The sequence below is a fragment of the Bradyrhizobium sp. Ec3.3 genome (assembly GCF_000472925.1).
Lineage (GTDB): Bacteria > Pseudomonadota > Alphaproteobacteria > Rhizobiales > Xanthobacteraceae > Bradyrhizobium.
Genome location: NZ_AXAS01000040.1, coordinates 77,204 through 93,387 on the forward strand (window position 1 = coordinate 77,204; position 16,184 = coordinate 93,387).

The following is a 16,184-nucleotide window of genomic DNA, read 5'->3' on the forward strand; positions in this document are numbered from 1 at the left end:
GCTTGTTGCGATCCAGTTTCGGTTCCCCTTCACATCGATTTCGAATGCTGCTCTCGCCGTCTCTGTCTCCGTGTTAATACGACCTCCGATCGGGGCCATCATGAACCGACGCCGGCTTTTTCTCGGATTTGTCCTTGCCGCTGCGCTCGCGGCGGTTACCCCGGCTACTGCGTCGCCCGATGGCAAGCGGGTTGCGCTAGTGATCGGAAACGGCGCCTACAAGAGCGTGCCGGCGCTGCCCAACCCACCCAACGATGCCGGCGACGTCGCAGCCGCGCTCAGGCGTCTCGGCTTCACGGTCACCCTCATCGCTAACGGTTCGTTCGACGAGATGCGGCGCGGCCTGATCGCCCTCGGCCGCGATGCAGCGGACGCCGACATGGCGGCGGTCTATTTCGCCGGCCACGGTATGGAAATCAGCGGCGAGAACTGGCTGATCCCGGTCGATGCGGAACTGAAGAAGGACACCGACGCGGCGAACGAGGCAATCAGCCTGCGCAGCGTGATGTTGCAGGTATCGAGCACAACGAGCCTCGGCCTCGTCGTCCTCGACGCCTGCCGCAACAATCCTTTCGCGGCGAAGATGCAGCGCTCGCTGGCGCTACGCGCGGCGGCAACGAGCGGCCTCGGCCGCATCGAGCCGGGCGGCAACGTGCTGGTCGCCTATGCCGCGCGCGACGGCACGACCGCGCTCGACGGCGACGGCGGTAATAGCCCGTTCACCACGGCGCTGTTGCACAACATCGAGACGCCGGGCGTCGAGATCACCTTCATGTTCCGCAACGTACGCGACGACGTCATGGAGGCCACACGCAACGAGCAGCAGCCCTTCGTCTACGGCTCGCTCTCGCGACGGGCGATCTATCTCGCGGGCGCGCCGTCTGCGACCGAGCAAGGGGCCACGAAACAGGCAAATGCCGCACCATCGGCCGCGGCAGCGCCGGCGCCCGTTGCATCGGTCATCGACCCTGCGCTGGTCGGCACCTGGGAGATCATGGTGCCGAACGACCGCGGCATGTCGCGCTGGACATGGCGCATCATGGGCGATGGCACCTACACGTTCCACGCCGAAGGGAGGCGCGCCGCGCCGGCGCATGAAGGCACGATTGCCGCCATGAACGGCCATTGGTCGCTGCACGCCTTGAAAGGCCTCTCGGGTTACGCCGACGCCGGCTCCTATGAGGTCGGCGACGCCACCGCCGTCATCACCGGCAAGCTCGGGACCGGCTACTGGAAGCGCAGCCTGCAGTGAAGGCGCGCGGCCCGCGCGTCGAAACCCCACGCGCATCTCGTCCCTCGACGCACATAGTTAGCAGAGCGTAACGGCACCAATGTTGCGGAATTTTGCGGCGGAAACGGCCGCCTGCCGCAGCTACTATCCTTAACGCCATCTCAACCGCGCGCCACGCCAGTAGAAATGCGCAGTTACGCGTGACCTCCGATGGTTCCTGCGCGGAACCCGTCTAACCCGCCCTTTACCCGTCCTATGCAAGATCGCGCACGTTTTAAGGGACTTTGACGGGACACTTTCGCGGAATCTGGGGCTCGTTTGTCAATGCCTGTTGCTGATTTGAAATCTCACCTTGCGGCGGCGGTGCGGCTGTTTCGCGTACCGGCCGACAACCCCGACCTGACGCGCGCCCAGTTCGATGCCTTCTCGAAGCAAATTCCGCTGCTCTACTTCATCCTGATCACCAATACGCTCGCAGTGGCCTATACCTATGTGCCGCTCGCCCCGGCCTGGCTGACCATGGTGGTGCCCTCGGTGCTGACCGTGCTCGCGGCGGTGCGGACGTTCTGGTGGCTGCGCCAGCGCCATTTCGTGCGCAGCGATGCGGATATCCTGCGCAACCTGCGCGCTACCAACTGGCTCACGGTTCCGATCGCCGTGGGATTCACCGCGTGGTCCTTCGCGCTCTACCCATACGGCGATCCCTTCGCCAAGAGCCATGTCGCATTCTACATGGCGGTGACCGTGATCGGCTGCATCTTCTCACTGATGCACCTGCGCTCTGCCGCCCTGATCGTCACACTGCTCGTCGATATTCCCTACGTCATCTTCTACTTCGCGACGGGCGAACCGACGCTGATGGCGATAGCGGTCAACGACCTCCTGGTGTCGGGCGCGTTGATAACGGTGCTGTTCATCTATTACCGCGACTTCGCCGACCTCGTCGCATCCCGCAAATCGCTGCTCGCGCAACAGGCGGCGACGCAGGCTCTCTCAGACGAGAATTTCCGCCTCGCCAATCTCGATTCGCTGACCGAGCTGCCGAACCGCCGCCGCTTCTTCGCCGAGCTCGCCAACGCCTTCGGCGATGCCGAGCGCCGGCAGATCCGACTCGCGGTCGGCATCATCGACCTCGACGGCTTCAAGCCGATCAACGACAACTACGGCCATACCGTCGGCGACCGCGTGCTGATCGAAGCGGGCCGTCGCATCCGCGAGGTCTGCGAAGGTTTTGGCGCACATCACGTCGAGTTCGCACGGCTCGGCGGCGACGAATTCGGTCTCGTGGTGAGTGGCGATCCCAGCGACGAGGATCTCGCGGAGATCGGCGCACGCATCGGCGACCGCGTCAAGCTGCCCTATCAACTCGACACGGCGCATACCGGACTCTCCTGCTCGATCGGGTTTGCACTGTATCCGCGCTCGGCGACGGATGCGGAAGCCCTCTACGAATGCGCCGACTATGCGCTTTACCACGCCAAACGCCACGCGCGCGGCCGAACCGTGATCTTCTCGAGTGAGCTGGAAGCGGAGATCCGCAGCCGCGGCGTCATCGAGAACCTGTTGCGCACCGCCGACTTCGATGCGGAGATGGAACTCGTCTTCCAGCCGATCGTCGATGCCATGAGCGAGCGCACCGCCGGCTTCGAGGCGCTGGCGCGCTGGCACTCACCGCGACTTGGCCTCGTCTCGCCGGCCGACTTCATCCCCGCCGCCGAGCGCATCGGCCTGATCCGCAGCCTGACGCAGGCGCTGCTGGTTCGCGCGCTCGCGGCAGCCAAGACCTGGCCCGACGACATCAGCCTGTCGTTCAACCTCTCGGCCCACGACATCTGCTCGTCCGACGGCATCCTGCCGCTGATCGCGGTGATCGAGAAGAGCGGCGTGCCGCCGCGGCGGATCGATTTCGAGATCACGGAGACCGCGGTCACCTTCGATTTCGTCCGGGCGCAGCAGTCGATCGCGACGCTCAAGGCGATGGGCTGCGGCATCTCGCTGGACGATTTCGGCACCGGCTATTCCTCGCTCAGCCACGTGCATCGCCTGCCGCTCGACAAGCTCAAGATCGATCGCAGCTTCGTCGCCGACGTCAACGACAACCCCGTGAGCCACAAGATCATCAAATCGCTGACGGGCCTGTGCGCGGACATGGAGATCGCGTGCGTCGTCGAAGGCGTCGAGACGCGCGCGCAGCTCGAGAGTCTCCGTCGCCTCGGCTGCGACTATATCCAGGGCTACTATTTCGCAAAGCCAATGCGAAAAGACGCGGTGTCGGGCCATCTCACTGAGGAGCGACAGCGCCTCGGCGACGACGTCGCGCGCGCGAGCGCCTGAGCTCTCTTCGCCGGCAGCGTCAGCGCGGCTTCAAAAGATCGCGCGCAACGATCAGTTTCTGGACCTCGGTCGCGCCCTCGTAGATCCGCAGCGCGCGGATTTCGCGGTAGAGGCTCTCGACGATTTCGCCCTTGCGCACACCGCGTCCGCCAAACATCTGCAAGGCGCGGTCGATGACGCGCTGCGCGGTCTCGGTCGCGGTCAGCTTTGCCATCGCAGCTTCACGGGTGGTTGGAAGCCTCTGAACGTCGCGGCGCCAGGCCGCGCGGTAGGTCAGAAGCGCTGCGGCGTCGGTGTCGGTCGCCATGTCGCCGAGCGCGGCCTGGGTCAACTGGAGATCGCCGAGCGTTGCACCGAACATGTGCCGGCTCTGCGCATGCGACAACGCCTCATCGAGCGCGCGCCGCGCAAAACCCAGGGCCGCGGCGGCGACCGAGGCGCGGAAGATGTCGAGCGTCTGCATGGCGAGCTTGAAGCCGCCACCGGGCGCACCAAGCCGACGGCTCGCCGGGATCCGGCAGTTCGTAAAGCGCAACGTCGCCAACGGATGCGGCGCGATGACGTCGATGCGCTCCGCAATGCCAAAGCCGGAATCACTGGGAAAGACGACGAAGGCCGAAATGCCGCGAGCGCCCGGCGCCTCCCCGGTTCGCGCGAACAGCGTGTAGACGTCGGCGATGCCGCCGTTCGATATCCAGGTCTTCTCGCCGTCGATGACGTAGTCGTCTCCGTCGGCGCGCGCTGCGCAGGACATGGCCGCAACGTCCGACCCCGCCTCCTTCTCCGACAGTGCGAAGGCCGACAGCCATTCGCCCGATCGAACCTTTGGCAGCACGGCCTGGCGCAGCTCCGCCGAGCCGCCGAGCGCGATCGCGCCGGAGCCGAGCCCCTGCATGGCGAAAGCGAAATCGGCAAGACCATCGGCATAGGCGAGCGACTCGCGCGACAGGCAGATCGAGCGGGAGTCGATCGTTGCCGCGTCGCCATCGGGCGCGGCAACGGCGCAATCGAGCAGCCCCGCCTCGCCCATCGCGCGCACGAGCCTCCGGCAAGCGCCGTCGACGTCGTCGTGGTCGATTTGGCCAAGGGTCCCCGACCGCACGAAACGGTCAAGGCCGTCGCCGATCGCATGATGGCGTGGCTCGAAAAACGGCCAGTCCAGCCATTCACGCCTGATCACGTTGCCAACGGGGCTCATTTTGAGATCTCCTGCGCGGCCACTGCTGCGGCACGGGCGAGATTGGTTTCATATTGGCCCTTGGCGGACAGATATTGCTTGGGCCAGGTGATCTCGGTGATGCCGATGCGGGCGGCTTCGTGCAGCGTCCAGGCGGGATCTGCCAGGTGTGGCCGCGCAATGGCGCAGAGATCGGCGCGGCCCGCGGCGAGGATCGAGTTGGCGTGATCGGCCTCGGAGATTGCACCGACCGCGATGGTCTCAATGCCAACCTCGTTGCGGATCAAATCGGCGAACGGCGTCTGGTAAAGGCGTCCATAGATCGGCCTGTCATCCTTCCAGACCTGGCCCGATGAACAATCAATGACGTCCGCGCCCGCTTCCTTGAACAGCGCGGAGAAGATCGCCGCATCGGCCGGCGTGTTGCCGCCTTCGGTCCAGTCATGGCAGGACAGCCGCACCGATGTGGGACGATCGGAAGGCCACACGGCGCGCATCGCACTGAACACCTCCAGCGGAAAGCGCGCACGATTGTCGTGACTGCCGCCGTATTCGTCGGTCCGCCGGTTGGTCAGCGGCGACAGGAAGCTCGACAGCAGATAGCCGTGCGCGCAATGGAGCTCCAGCCACTCGACGCCGGCCGCGGCCGCGCGACGCGTTGCCGCAACGAAATCGTCGCGCACGCGATCCATGTCGCCGCGATCCATCTCCCGCGGCACCTGACTGTGGGGTAGGTAGGGCAGCGAGGACGCGGATATCAGCGGCCAATTACCTGACGCCAGCGGCTCGTCGATGCCCTCCCATGCGAGCCTGGTCGATCCCTTCCGTCCGGAATGGCCAAGCTGAATGCCGACTTTGGCGTGTCCGAGGCCATGGATCAGATCGACGAGGCGGCGCCACTGCGCCGCTTGCGCGTCGCTCCAGAGGCCAAGGCAACCCGGGGTGATCCGCGCATCGGGCGAGACGCAGGTCATCTCGGCAAAGATCAGCCCTGCACCGCCCATGGCGCGCGCGCCGAGATGGGCAATGTGGAAGTCGTTGATGAGCCCATCCTTTGCCGAATACATCGCCATCGGCGAGACCATGATGCGGTTCGCAAGGCTAAGCCCCCGCACACGGTGCGGCGTCAGCATCGGCGGCGGCACGCGCTCGCCGTCCTTGACGGCGATGCCTGACCGCGCGGCAAACCAGCGCTCAAAGCCTTCCAGCCAGGCGCGATCGCGCAGGCGAAGGTTCTCGTGGCTGATGCGCTGCGAGCGCGTCAGCATCGAATAGAAGAATTGCGGCGGCTCGAGCGTATCGGCATAGCGCCGGCCGACCACCTCGAACCATTCCATGGCGTTGCGCGCCGCGTTCTGGATGCGGGCGACGTCAACGCGCCGCACCTCCTCGTAGGCTTCCAGCACGGTTTCGATCTCGTCGCGGCTGTGGCCGTGGCGATCGAACTGGTTGGCGAGCTCGATAGCGTCGTCGAGCGCGAGCTTGGTGCCCGAGCCGATCGCGAAATGCGCGGTGTGCGCGGCATCGCCCATCAGCACGACATGCGACCGGCCGTTGAACACGCTCCATTTGCCGCAGATCAGACGGCTGAAATTGAGCCAGGCCGAGCCGCGCAGATGGCGGGCGTTGGTCAAGAGCTTCGCACCGTCCAGCGTCTCGGCGAAGAGCTTTTCGCAGAATTCGATCGAACCCTGCTGGTCGAGGTCGCCAAGCCCATGGCCGTTGTAGGCTTCTTCCGTGGTCTCGACGATGAAGGTCGAGGTTTCACTATCGAACTTGTAGATATGCGCCTGGAACCAGCCGTGTTCGGTCCTGCGGAAGTCGAACGTGAAGGCGTCGAACGCCTTCTTGGTACCCAGCCAAATATAACGGTTCGGCCGGATCACCATGTCAGGCCGGAACTGTTCGGCGTAGCGGGCACGGATCCTGGAATTGACGCCGTCGGAAGCGACGATCAGGTCGGCGTCGGGGAATTCGAGATCGGACTCGACGTCGCGCTCGAAGACGAGCTCGACGCCCAGCGCCTCGCAACGCCGCTGCAGGATGTTGAGCAGGTGCTTGCGTCCGATGCCGATGAAGCCATGGCCGGTCGTGCGCTGACGCGTCCCCTTGAAGACGAGCTCGATGTCGTCCCAGTGATTGAAGGCGTCCTCGATCTCGGCCGCGCTTTCGGGATCGGCGATCCGCATCGCCTGCATCATGGCGTCGGAGAACACCACGCCCCAGCCGAACGTGTCGTAGGGCTTGTTGCGCTCGACGACGGTGACGACGTGCTCCGGGTTACGGCGCTTCATCAGGAGGCCCAGATAGAGCCCGGCCGGTCCGCCGCCGATACAGACTATGCGCATGATCCCTCGCTTTCGCGCGCCGCGCCGTGTGGAGAGCTGCAAACTCTTTCAAACCCGGGATGCAAATTATTTTAAGTATAAAATATTTCGTCGGACCACGAGTTGTCAAGGCGCCAGGGACCTGCAGCCCGCACATGCCTGCGGCCGGCCGAAAAGCGGTGGTTTGTTAATGGCTTGGATTGTCCCGGCGATGCCGATGGTAAATCGCAGCCCATGGCGCAGAGAAGCGACTATCTCGACAAACTGGTCACGCTCCCGGTGTTTCACCACGCGCCGATGCTCGCGCTCGGCGCCGACAAAGCGCCGAGCGGGAGCTGTTCGAGCCGGAACCCGCATGAACGTGCCCGGTGTCGGCTGCGGCAGGGCCGCGATCCTGCCCTACCTGCCGCAGGTCAACTATGCGGGCATCGACCTCAACGAGAAGCACATCGCCTTTGTCCGCCAGCGTTATGGCGAGGCCCGCCGCTTCATCGTCGAGCCCCGGATTTTCAACGATCAATTGCACATTCCGGCTGCCTTTTCGCACGCGATGTCCCCTGCGCGCCGAAACCGGACATGAACGTCACTTCGTCATTGACTCGCGTGATGCATCTGCAGCTCCGCAATTCGATTGTCGGCGCGGCGAAGCCGCCGACAAAGCTCGCGGTTGATATTCTGCATCACCATCACATACGCGTAGATGTCAGCCTTGTAGTACGCGTAGAGTTGTCGAGCCGAGAGCTCGTACAGCAGGGTTGGGCTCTGCGCGACGATGGTCGCTGATCGGTTCTGCATCTCGATAAGCGTCATTTCGCCAAAAAAGTCACCCGGTCCAAGACTCGCCATGCGAATTATGCGCCCCGAGCCCCCGAGCTTGCTCACCACGAGTTCGCCGGAGTGAACAACGAACATTGAGCGGCCCGGTTCTCCTTCCGCCACCACAGTGGCACCGACGTCGAAGTGGCGCTCGACCAGCATTGAGACCAAGAGATCGCAACTCGCGTCTGCGAGTCCACCGAAGAAGGGTGTGGCAAGCAAAAACGCTTTCAGATCGGGCGAGCTGACAGCCATCGAGAAAATATACTCCCGCTCCCAGCGGTGGCAAGCGGGCCACACCCGACGGGACATCTTAGCAATAATTATCGCGCGGGAGCGTGGGGCCGCCGATCAAGCAGGCAGACCAGCCTGATCATTGTGTGAGTGGCAGAGTAATTCTCCCCACTTATGGCGCTTGAAATTCCACTTTTCGTGACGACCGACCGTCCACGGCATGCCCAGGATGGTCGGCCGGCGCCGAGACGTTGACGCTGCTGCCGCAGGCCGGAGGGAGGGCGCAGTGATAAAATTGGGGAACTTGTCACGATCCTGGATTTGCATCGCCATGGTCTGTCGGTGAGCGCCCTCGCCCAGCAACTTGCTGTCGATCGAAAGACGGTCGGGGCCTACATCGCCGGAGGCCTGGAGCCGCCGGTTTACAAAAAGGCGGCACCAAGGTGTTCTCGATGGTGCTCGGCTACTCACTGGCTGATCTGGGCGCTGCAAATGGTCCTTCGCTGTCATCTCCGGACATGGAGATCGCTTAATGTGCGGGCGCTCTCTTCGCCCGTGTCAAAGGCGAGCTCGAATGGAAGCCAATATGCCTGTCGTCGTGTCGATGATGGTTACGGCCTGCTCAATCTTGCCTTGGCCCAACGGATATTTGGTACACCGCTCGGATATCTGAACTAACCGTCTTCTTTCGCTGATCAGGATCGTGCTGCTCGTGTCGACGGCAAACTTGACGATATCCCGCATTGGATTTTTGTCGCCAAAGTCGGTCAGATCTTTCTCCATCGTGATCAGATACTCGTAGCTTGCCAGTTCGTCGGAGATCTGAAGAAGTTCCCGGATAGTCGAGTTGACACAGTCAGCGTCCCCGCTGGAAACATCGGGGCGCTTTACGGTCGCGACAAGGTCATTCATGAGGTTGGCAAAGAGCGGCCTAAGGCTCTCCGCCTGCCTGAAATCGCTCTCGGACAGGACGCCCGCACAGCACACACTGGGTAGGAACAGCCCAAGCCCCAAGCTTGCCGCCAGCATCTTTCGGTGCGCTCGCGCCGGGAACGAAACTCTCGTGGTGCCGATCAGCCCGTGCATCCCGCTTGGTCCTTCCCCTGCCCCCTTATTGTTAGATGGTTGTTTCTGTGCAAAGATCGGGCATCGTCGACTTCAGTTCACACTTGCTTTGCGTGCAGACATGTCGGCGTCTGAACCGCTCCCAAAGCCGGAGCATAGGAGCATGACCGACGGGCCGCAACGGGCGTTTCGCGCCGCGGCCCTTGACCGGGCTGCGTCTCCCGAGCAGCTCGATCATCTCGTTGTTATCACCAAGCCCGCTGACTGGATTCTTGCCTTTGTGCTGTGCGTTGCACTTGTGGCGGCCGTGCTGTGGGGCATTTTCGGGCGCGTGCCCACTCGCGTCTCGGGCGAAGGAATCCTGATCGGCAGTGGCGGTAAGGTCGTCGACGCCGTATCCGCCGCTGCCGGACGGCTGCAGTCGGTCGCAGTCACGGTGGGCGATCACGTCAACAAGGACCAACCCATCGCCCAGATCGTTCAAACCGAGATCCAGCAAAAGCACAACGCGGCCACCGAGGTCTTTCATGAACGCCAGCGGGAGCACGCCGATCGGGTGTCGAAAGCTGAAAGCGAGCTCGCCGCCAAGAGCCAAAACTTTGCAAAACTTGAAATCGCCCTGCAACAGGTGATCAAGGCAACGAGCCAGCGTATCGAGTATCTCACGGTCGACGTCAAAAACCTGGAGGATTTGCTGGCCAAGGGATACACGACGCGGCGCAATCTGGAAGAGCGACGCCAGGAGCTGACCGATGCGCAACAGCGCCGTACTGACGCTCAAAACGAGATTTTAAAGTTGCGGTCGCAGAAGACGGATCTGGAAACGGAGCGCGGGCGCGAAATTCAGCAGTCGGAGTTTTCCCTCAACGAGGCCCGGCGGCAAATGAATGCCGCCGCGGAACAGCTGAGCCAGAACACCCAAGTGATCAGCCCGATGGACGGACGGGTTTTGGAAGTGAAGATTTCGCCCGGTTCGGTGCTAGCCATCGGCACACCGGTGATTGCGATCGAAAGCGAAGGCGCCAAGCTCCAAGCCGTCGTCTATGTTCCCGCCGAACGGGGCAAACAGGTCAAGCCTGGCATGCAGGTGCAACTCGAGCCGAGCACGGTGAAGCGCGAGGAATTTGGCATGATGCTGGGCAACGTGGTCAGCATCTCTGATTTCCCGATGACGCCTCAAGGCATGGCCGCGCTGCTGCATAACGAAAGCCTGGTTTCACGTTTCTCGCGCGACGGTGCACCTTACGCCGCGATGGTTACGCTCGATGAAGACGCCTCCACTGCAACCGGATATCGATGGGCCGTTGGCGAGGGGCCGAACATTCATCTCACGAGCGGAACGTTGGCGCGGGCCGAGATCACAACGCGCCGGCGGCGCCCCCTCGATCTGGTGATACCCCTGCTAAAGCACCTCACGGGAATTGATGGATAAGCCTTCTCCAAACCAGCCAACCAGCGAGCGCGGCCGGCCCAAATCTTACGTCAGCCGCATGGCGAGCTGGTTGCCGCGCCGACGTACCCGGCGGACACCCATCCTACTGCAGATGGAAGCCGTCGAATGCGGTGCGGCAGCGCTTGGCATCATTCTCGGTTATTACGGTGCGTGGATTCCGTTGGAGGAGCTTCGTGTCGCGTGCGGCGTATCGCGCGACGGCAGCAAGGCCAGCAACATCATCAGAGCGGCGCGCCGATACGGGCTGACGGCGAAGGGCTACAGCGTCGAACCTCCGGCACTTGCCGAGATTCCAACGCCTTGCATCATTCACTGGAACTTCAACCATTTCGTGGTCCTGGAAGGAATTGATAGGAAGCACGCCTACATAAATGACCCCGCGAGCGGGCGTCGGCGGATCGATCTGGTCGAGCTTGACCTCGCCTTCACCGGCGTTGTCCTGGCGTTTGAACGGGGCGAAAAATTCGAGAAGGTTGGCAGCAAACCAAAGGGCATAAGCCTGCTCATGCGGGAACTGCGCCAATCAAAGGAGGCGGTGGTCCTGCTGGTCGTTGTCAGCGTGGCCGCGGTCCTGCCCAATATTGTTGCCGCAGGATTCTCAAAAATCTTTGTTGATGAAATTTTGATCCAGCACACGCGCAGCTGGCTTGCGCCGCTCCTGATCGGCATGGCGCTGACGGCTGCCTTGCGGGCCATTCTGACCATCACACGCCAATCGCTGCTATTGCGGCTGCAGACCAAGCTCGCCGTCGTGATGACCAGCCGCTTTCTGTGGCGCCTCATGACGCTGCCGCTGGAATTCTTCACCCAACGCCACGCCGGCGACATTGCAAGCCGTATTGCAGCCAACGAACAGATCGCCCGGCTGCTTTCAAGCGGCATTGCCGCCAATGCACTCAGCCTGATGTCGGTGGTCTTGTTCGCCGCCGCCATGGCCGTCTACGACGTTGGCCTGACCGCGCTTTGCGTCGCAATCTCTTTGATAAATGTTCTTCTCCTGCGGCTCGTCGCTTCACGCCGCCAGGAACTGAGCTATCGGCTGGCGCTCGATCAGGGAAAGCTGCTCGGGGCGACCGTGAGCATGGTGCGGACTATCGAAACCATCAAAGCAAGTGGATTGGAAGACGACGCCTTCGGCCGGTGGGCCGGTCTTCAAGCCAAAACCCTCAACGCCGAACAGAGGATCGGCGCCTCCGCCATCATATTGGACATGGTCCCGACCCTGCTCTCGGGCCTCATGGTCGCAGCGATTCTTGGTGTCGGAGGCTTGCGGGTCATTCAGGGCTCCCTGACACTGGGGAGCCTCGTGGCCTTCCAATCCCTAGCATTGAGTTTCTCCGAGCCTTTCGTCAACCTCGTGAACTATTTCGGCGGCCTGCAAACCATCAAGGGAGCGCTCGAACGGCTCGAGGATGTCTACCGATACCCGCTAGCGCCGCAACCGCCAACACAGGCGGGTGCCTTGCCGCCGAAGCTTACCGGCCGACTCGAACTTCACAACATCAGCTTCGGCTATTCGGTGCTCGAACCGCCGCTTCTGGCGGATCTTTCGCTGGTGATCCCTGCCGGTTCACGCGTGGCACTCGTTGGCGTGTCGGGCAGCGGAAAATCAACCCTCGGCAAACTGATCTGCGGATTGTACAAACCCTGGTCCGGCGAGATTCGTTTTGATGGATGTAGGCTGACGGATGTCCCTGCGGACGTTTTTGCGAACTCCGTCGCCTATGTCGACCAGGACGTCTTTCTGTTCGAGGGAACCGCGCGTGACAATTTGACGCTCTGGGATTCAACAACCGATGAGCGCCACCTCCTGACGGCGGCCAAGGACGCACTGATTCACCAAGACCTTGCGAGCAGACCAGGCAACTATGACTGCCACGTCAATGAAGGCGGCACGAACTTCAGCGGCGGTCAGCGTCAGCGCATCGAAATCGCCCGAGCTCTGGTTTGCAATCCTTCGATCCTTGTCTTGGACGAAGCGACGGCTGCACTTGATCCGATCACAGAAAAATCCATCGACGACAACTTGCGGCGCCGAGGCTGCAGCTGCATCATCATCGCCCACCGCCTGAGCACGATACGCGATTGCGACGAAATCATCGTGCTCGAACGCGGTCGCATCGTTGAGCGCGGCACGCATGAAGAGCTTCTTGCGCTTCAGGCCTCCTATGCCAATCTGGTGGCGCGCGAATGACGGATCGATTTGTCAGCGAGAATTTCGTTGGGCATCAACGCGAGGTGCCGATCGGTCTGTTGCACCGGACTGCGCTCGACGCGCGTCGCCCGATGCTTCTCAGCGACCACGAACACGTTCTTCAAGTGGCAGCCGGTCACGTCGATTTGTTTGCAGTTCAGCCGACAGGCACGCGCCAGCATTTATTTCGTGTCGAAAACGACGAATGTATTCTGGACCTGCACAATGCCTGCGAAACCTCGGGCAGCCGACTGCAAATCATCGCCGTCGGCCCCCCTGGCACTGCGCTTTTGGAGGTGCCGCGCAGTGCAGCGTCCTTTGGTCCTGTGTCTGGCTGGATTACCCAGTTGGCGACGTTCATGGTCCGCTCGGCGGCAAACGAAGCCATTTCCGAGCTGGTGAGCGGTGAGGCGATTGAACTGCACCCGGGCGAGCGCCGTCGCGGTCCGATGCGGGACCTCTTGTGGGCGCACCTCGAAACCGGGACAGCAAAGGTCATGAACCTCGGCTCGAGCTTCACTCCCGGGCAGCCACCCTTCCCTTTGACCGGTGGGATGTGGGTGGAAGCCGGCGAGCACGGCTGCAAATTGCGTCTCGACCCGAACCCGCCAGATGCCCTGGTTCTCTGGTCCGCGATTGATCGATTCCAGGTGGCAGTTATTGCCCATCTCGAGCGCAGCCTGGCAGAGGGCGTCATTCGAGAGCGGGAACGCCTGGTCCGCCGCCGCGAACTCACTGTGTCGCAAACGCTCGACTCGTTTGAGCGGCTCTCTGATGTCGTGGTCAGAAAAGCCGATCGTGCGCAATCCGAATGGGACCCGGCAGACCCGCTGCTTTGCAGTTACCGCGTTGTCGGAGAAGAACTGGGAATACCGGTTACGCTTTCGCAGCGCGCTCAACCCACAAGACAGGGCTTCAGCGAAATTCTGGAGATCGCTCGCACAGCCCAATTGCGGATCCGCCGTGTGCTCCTGCGCGATGTCTGGTGGAAGACCGATGCTGGACCACTCCTCGGTTGGCACGGAGACGAACGCAGTCCAGTGGCTCTGGTCCGCAGTCGGGGGAACACCTACACGATGTTGGACCCAAAGGTTGGAAGACGCCGCTCGGTCGATCGCTCCGTTGCCGGCGAGCTCAAACCGGAGGCCATCACTTTCTATCCAGCGTTGCCGTCCCGCCCGCTCCAATATCGCGATCTGCTTACCTTTGCGATGCGAGGCGTTTCCGGCAGCATCACGCGCATCGCGTTGGCTGTTATGGTAATCGGGCTACTGTCGCTGATGCCGCCACTGATCACCAATGTCCTGGTCAATTCGGTTATCCCGCGCACCGAGATCGATCAGCTCGTTGTTTGTGCGCTTGCGCTGACGGTCACCGCTGTGGCGATCGCCAGTCTGCAGATGATGCAAGGACGGGTCACGTTGAGGCTGGAAGGTCTGCTCGACTATAAGCTGCAGGCCGCGCTGATCGACCGACTGCTCCGCCTACCCACCTCTCTGTTTCGCGAATATACAAGCGGCGATTTGGTCGATCGCGCCATGGGCATCGACGCCACTCGCCGGATCTTCACCGGACGTGTGCTGGGCGGCTTTACGGCCTCGTTCTTTTCTCTCTTCAGCATTGGGCTGATGCTCTACTATGACCTCCGACTGGGCAGCATTGCACTGCTGCTCACGATGATCAGAGCGGCTGCAATTCTTGCCACGAGCGCCGTGCGACTCTACTACGAAACCAAGCAATTCAACCTGCAAGGCAAGGCCAGCGGCTTTGTGCTGCAATTGATTGCGGGAGTCGGCAAGCTGCGCGTGGCAGGCGCAACGGCGCGCGCGTTAGCGCGATGGTCGCAACAATTTGCCGTACAGAGGCGCTATTTCATCGCCTCGCAGCAAGCGGCCAACGCGCTGAGCACCTTTGATACCGCCTTTCCGATGCTGGCGACATTGAGCATCTTTGCGCTTGCCTCCTACACAAACAGCCACGTCCTGCTCGATCTCGGCGCTTTTCTCGGCTTTCTGGCAGCGTTCGGACAGGCCACGGCCGCGATCGGCAGTTGGGCCTCGAGCGTCAGCGAATCACTGGTGGCGATTCCTCACCTCAGCCGACTGAAGCCCGTGATTTCCACCCCTGCCGAGATCTCAGAGGAACGGCGATCGCCCGGAGAGCTATCCGGAGAGATCGAACTTTCCGGCATCGTCTTCCGCTATATGCAAGGCGGGCCGAAGGTCCTGGATGACATCAGCCTAAACATTGCGACGGGTGACTACGTCGCGGTCGTCGGTCCCTCAGGTAGCGGGAAATCGTCGCTCTTTCGTTTGCTGCTCGGTTTTGAGCGGGCGGAAGCCGGCACGGTGTTTTACGACGGCAAGGCGCTCAACACGCTCGACATCAGCGCCGTGCGCCGGCAGCTTGGGGTGGTGCTGCAAGATACCAAGCTCGCAACCGGAAGCCTTTACGAAAACATTTGCGGCGGCGTTGATTTGCCGCTGGAGAAGGCGTGGGAGGCCGCCCGCCTGGCGGCGCTGGATGCCGACATCGCGCAGATGCCGATGGGAATGCATACGCTGGTTGCGGAAGGGGTGACTACGCTGTCGGGCGGTCAGCGGCAGCGACTATTGATCGCCCGGGCTCTTGCGCGCTCACCACGGATTCTTCTGTTTGATGAGGCAACCAGTGCGCTCGACAACCAAACCCAAAGCATCATCGGCACCTCGCTGGAACGATTGAGCATCACGCGGATTGTGATTGCGCATCGCCTCAGCACCGTGCGCAATGCAGATCGTATTGTCATGCTCTTGCGCGGCAAAGTCGTGCAAACTGGAAGCTACGCAGAGCTCATGAGCGTTCCGGGTCCGTTTGCGGATTTTGCCAAGCGGCAGTTGCTTGAACCCGGTCATCGCTAGTCTATCGGCGGGGCGGGCGATGATCCTGAGGCATCATGTGCAGCATCACAGTCCTACGACTGGGATTGTAGCGAACGAAAGCGCGTTTTTGCGAGAGCACTCAATTGCAAAGTAGTTTCCAGAGTTCTGACGCCAAGATCAATTGTGTGGCGCTCTCTGGGCATCGACACCGTGTCGAGACCTCTTGCCGTAGTTCATTGCGCGAGGGTTCTTGTGTCCATGAGAATTCTCGATTGAAATGAGTACCCGCACACCCCTCGGGAGCAGCCCGTGGAGTGTGCGGGCATTGCCGACTTAGCTGATGGATCCAGCCTGGACCCCGGTGTTCGACTGAGGGCCGGCCNCCTGGACAACGGAGCCGCCGATAGCAACACCGGTCTGGTTGAGCGAGTTGTTCTGAAGAAGAGTCTGGGTCAACGTCGGGATCGAGATCGAAGCAACGTTGACAGTACC

General features: G+C 62.0%; 10 protein-coding genes and 1 pseudogene. 7 read left to right on the forward strand and 4 right to left on the reverse strand.

Annotated features, from left to right (window positions below):
* The first annotated feature begins 100 nt into the window (after positions 1-100).
* Both YUU_RS55285 and YUU_RS0130655 read left to right on the forward strand, forming a co-directional pair.
* A complete protein-coding gene (locus YUU_RS55285; protein ID WP_198031856.1) occupies positions 101-1,252 on the forward strand; it encodes a caspase family protein in 1,152 nt (383 codons plus the stop codon).
* A gap of 303 nt (positions 1,253-1,555) precedes the next feature.
* Positions 1,556-3,565, forward strand: a complete 2,010-nt coding sequence (locus YUU_RS0130655) for a bifunctional diguanylate cyclase/phosphodiesterase (protein ID WP_027525795.1) — start codon at positions 1,556-1,558, stop codon at positions 3,563-3,565.
* A gap of 19 nt (positions 3,566-3,584) precedes the next feature.
* Here the strand turns inward: YUU_RS0130655 and YUU_RS0130660 are convergent, their stop codons facing one another.
* Positions 3,585-4,763 carry an acyl-CoA dehydrogenase family protein gene (locus YUU_RS0130660; RefSeq protein WP_027525796.1) on the reverse strand — a complete coding sequence of 393 codons (1,179 nt, stop codon included), beginning with the start codon at positions 4,761-4,763 and terminating at the stop codon, positions 3,585-3,587.
* Positions 4,760-7,090: a bifunctional salicylyl-CoA 5-hydroxylase/oxidoreductase gene (locus YUU_RS0130665; protein WP_027525797.1), complete on the reverse strand. Its 2,331-nt coding sequence runs from the start codon at positions 7,088-7,090 to the stop codon at positions 4,760-4,762. Before YUU_RS0130665 ends, YUU_RS0130660 begins: the two co-directional genes overlap by 4 nt.
* Before the next feature lie 334 nt (positions 7,091-7,424).
* Between YUU_RS0130665 and YUU_RS0130670 the strand changes: the two genes are divergently transcribed.
* Positions 7,425-7,649 carry a hypothetical protein gene (locus YUU_RS0130670; protein ID WP_027525798.1) on the forward strand — a complete coding sequence of 75 codons (225 nt, stop codon included), beginning with the start codon at positions 7,425-7,427 and terminating at the stop codon, positions 7,647-7,649.
* Positions 7,650-7,660: 11 nt separating this feature from the next.
* Here the strand turns inward: YUU_RS0130670 and YUU_RS0130675 are convergent, their stop codons facing one another.
* Positions 7,661-8,140 carry a Crp/Fnr family transcriptional regulator gene (locus YUU_RS0130675; RefSeq protein ID WP_027525799.1) on the reverse strand — a complete coding sequence of 160 codons (480 nt, stop codon included), beginning with the start codon at positions 8,138-8,140 and terminating at the stop codon, positions 7,661-7,663.
* 273 nt (positions 8,141-8,413) lie between these two features.
* On the opposite strand from YUU_RS0130675, the pseudogene YUU_RS59020 reads away from it, so the two are divergent.
* Positions 8,414-8,555: pseudogene (locus YUU_RS59020) on the forward strand (IS21 family transposase); the annotation flags it as partial.
* A gap of 122 nt (positions 8,556-8,677) precedes the next feature.
* Here YUU_RS59020 and YUU_RS0130680 read toward each other — a convergent pair.
* Positions 8,678-9,205 (reverse strand): hypothetical protein, encoded by a 528-nt coding sequence (locus tag YUU_RS0130680; protein WP_027525800.1) that lies wholly within the window; start codon positions 9,203-9,205, stop codon positions 8,678-8,680.
* A gap of 142 nt (positions 9,206-9,347) precedes the next feature.
* Here YUU_RS0130680 and YUU_RS0130685 point away from each other — a divergent pair, with 142 nt between their 5' ends.
* The 3 genes from YUU_RS0130685 to YUU_RS52275 are packed head-to-tail and all read left to right on the forward strand — an operon-like array spanning position 9,348 to position 15,731.
* Positions 9,348-10,616 (forward strand): NHLP bacteriocin system secretion protein, encoded by a 1,269-nt coding sequence (locus YUU_RS0130685; protein ID WP_027525801.1) that lies wholly within the window; start codon positions 9,348-9,350, stop codon positions 10,614-10,616.
* 58 nt (positions 10,617-10,674) lie between these two features.
* Complete coding sequence (locus tag YUU_RS0130690) at positions 10,675-12,831, forward strand: NHLP family bacteriocin export ABC transporter peptidase/permease/ATPase subunit (RefSeq protein WP_027525802.1); 2,157 nt, start codon at positions 10,675-10,677, stop codon at positions 12,829-12,831.
* Entirely contained in the window at positions 12,828-15,731 is a 2,904-nt protein-coding gene (locus YUU_RS52275; RefSeq protein WP_035663769.1) for an NHLP bacteriocin export ABC transporter permease/ATPase subunit, read from the forward strand. The genes YUU_RS0130690 and YUU_RS52275 overlap by 4 nt, the downstream gene beginning before the upstream one ends.
* Positions 15,732-16,184 lie beyond the last annotated feature (453 nt).

What these genes read in the sequence shown, in the direction of transcription:
- YUU_RS55285 (WP_198031856.1), top strand. Translation starts at nt 101, where the DNA reads ATGAACCGACGCCGGCTTTTTCTCGGATTTGTCCTTGCCGCTGCGCTC.
- YUU_RS0130655 (WP_027525795.1), top strand. Translation starts at nt 1,556, where the DNA reads ATGCCTGTTGCTGATTTGAAATCTCACCTTGCGGCGGCGGTGCGGCTG.
- YUU_RS0130660 (WP_027525796.1), bottom strand. Translation starts at nt 4,763, where the DNA reads ATGAGCCCCGTTGGCAACGTGATCAGGCGTGAATGGCTGGACTGGCCG.
- YUU_RS0130665 (WP_027525797.1), bottom strand. Translation starts at nt 7,090, where the DNA reads ATGCGCATAGTCTGTATCGGCGGCGGACCGGCCGGGCTCTATCTGGGC.
- YUU_RS0130670 (WP_027525798.1), top strand. Translation starts at nt 7,425, where the DNA reads ATGAACGTGCCCGGTGTCGGCTGCGGCAGGGCCGCGATCCTGCCCTAC.
- YUU_RS0130675 (WP_027525799.1), bottom strand. Translation starts at nt 8,140, where the DNA reads ATGGCTGTCAGCTCGCCCGATCTGAAAGCGTTTTTGCTTGCCACACCC.
- YUU_RS0130680 (WP_027525800.1), bottom strand. Translation starts at nt 9,205, where the DNA reads ATGCACGGGCTGATCGGCACCACGAGAGTTTCGTTCCCGGCGCGAGCG.
- YUU_RS0130685 (WP_027525801.1), top strand. Translation starts at nt 9,348, where the DNA reads ATGACCGACGGGCCGCAACGGGCGTTTCGCGCCGCGGCCCTTGACCGG.
- YUU_RS0130690 (WP_027525802.1), top strand. Translation starts at nt 10,675, where the DNA reads ATGGCGAGCTGGTTGCCGCGCCGACGTACCCGGCGGACACCCATCCTA.
- YUU_RS52275 (WP_035663769.1), top strand. Translation starts at nt 12,828, where the DNA reads ATGACGGATCGATTTGTCAGCGAGAATTTCGTTGGGCATCAACGCGAG.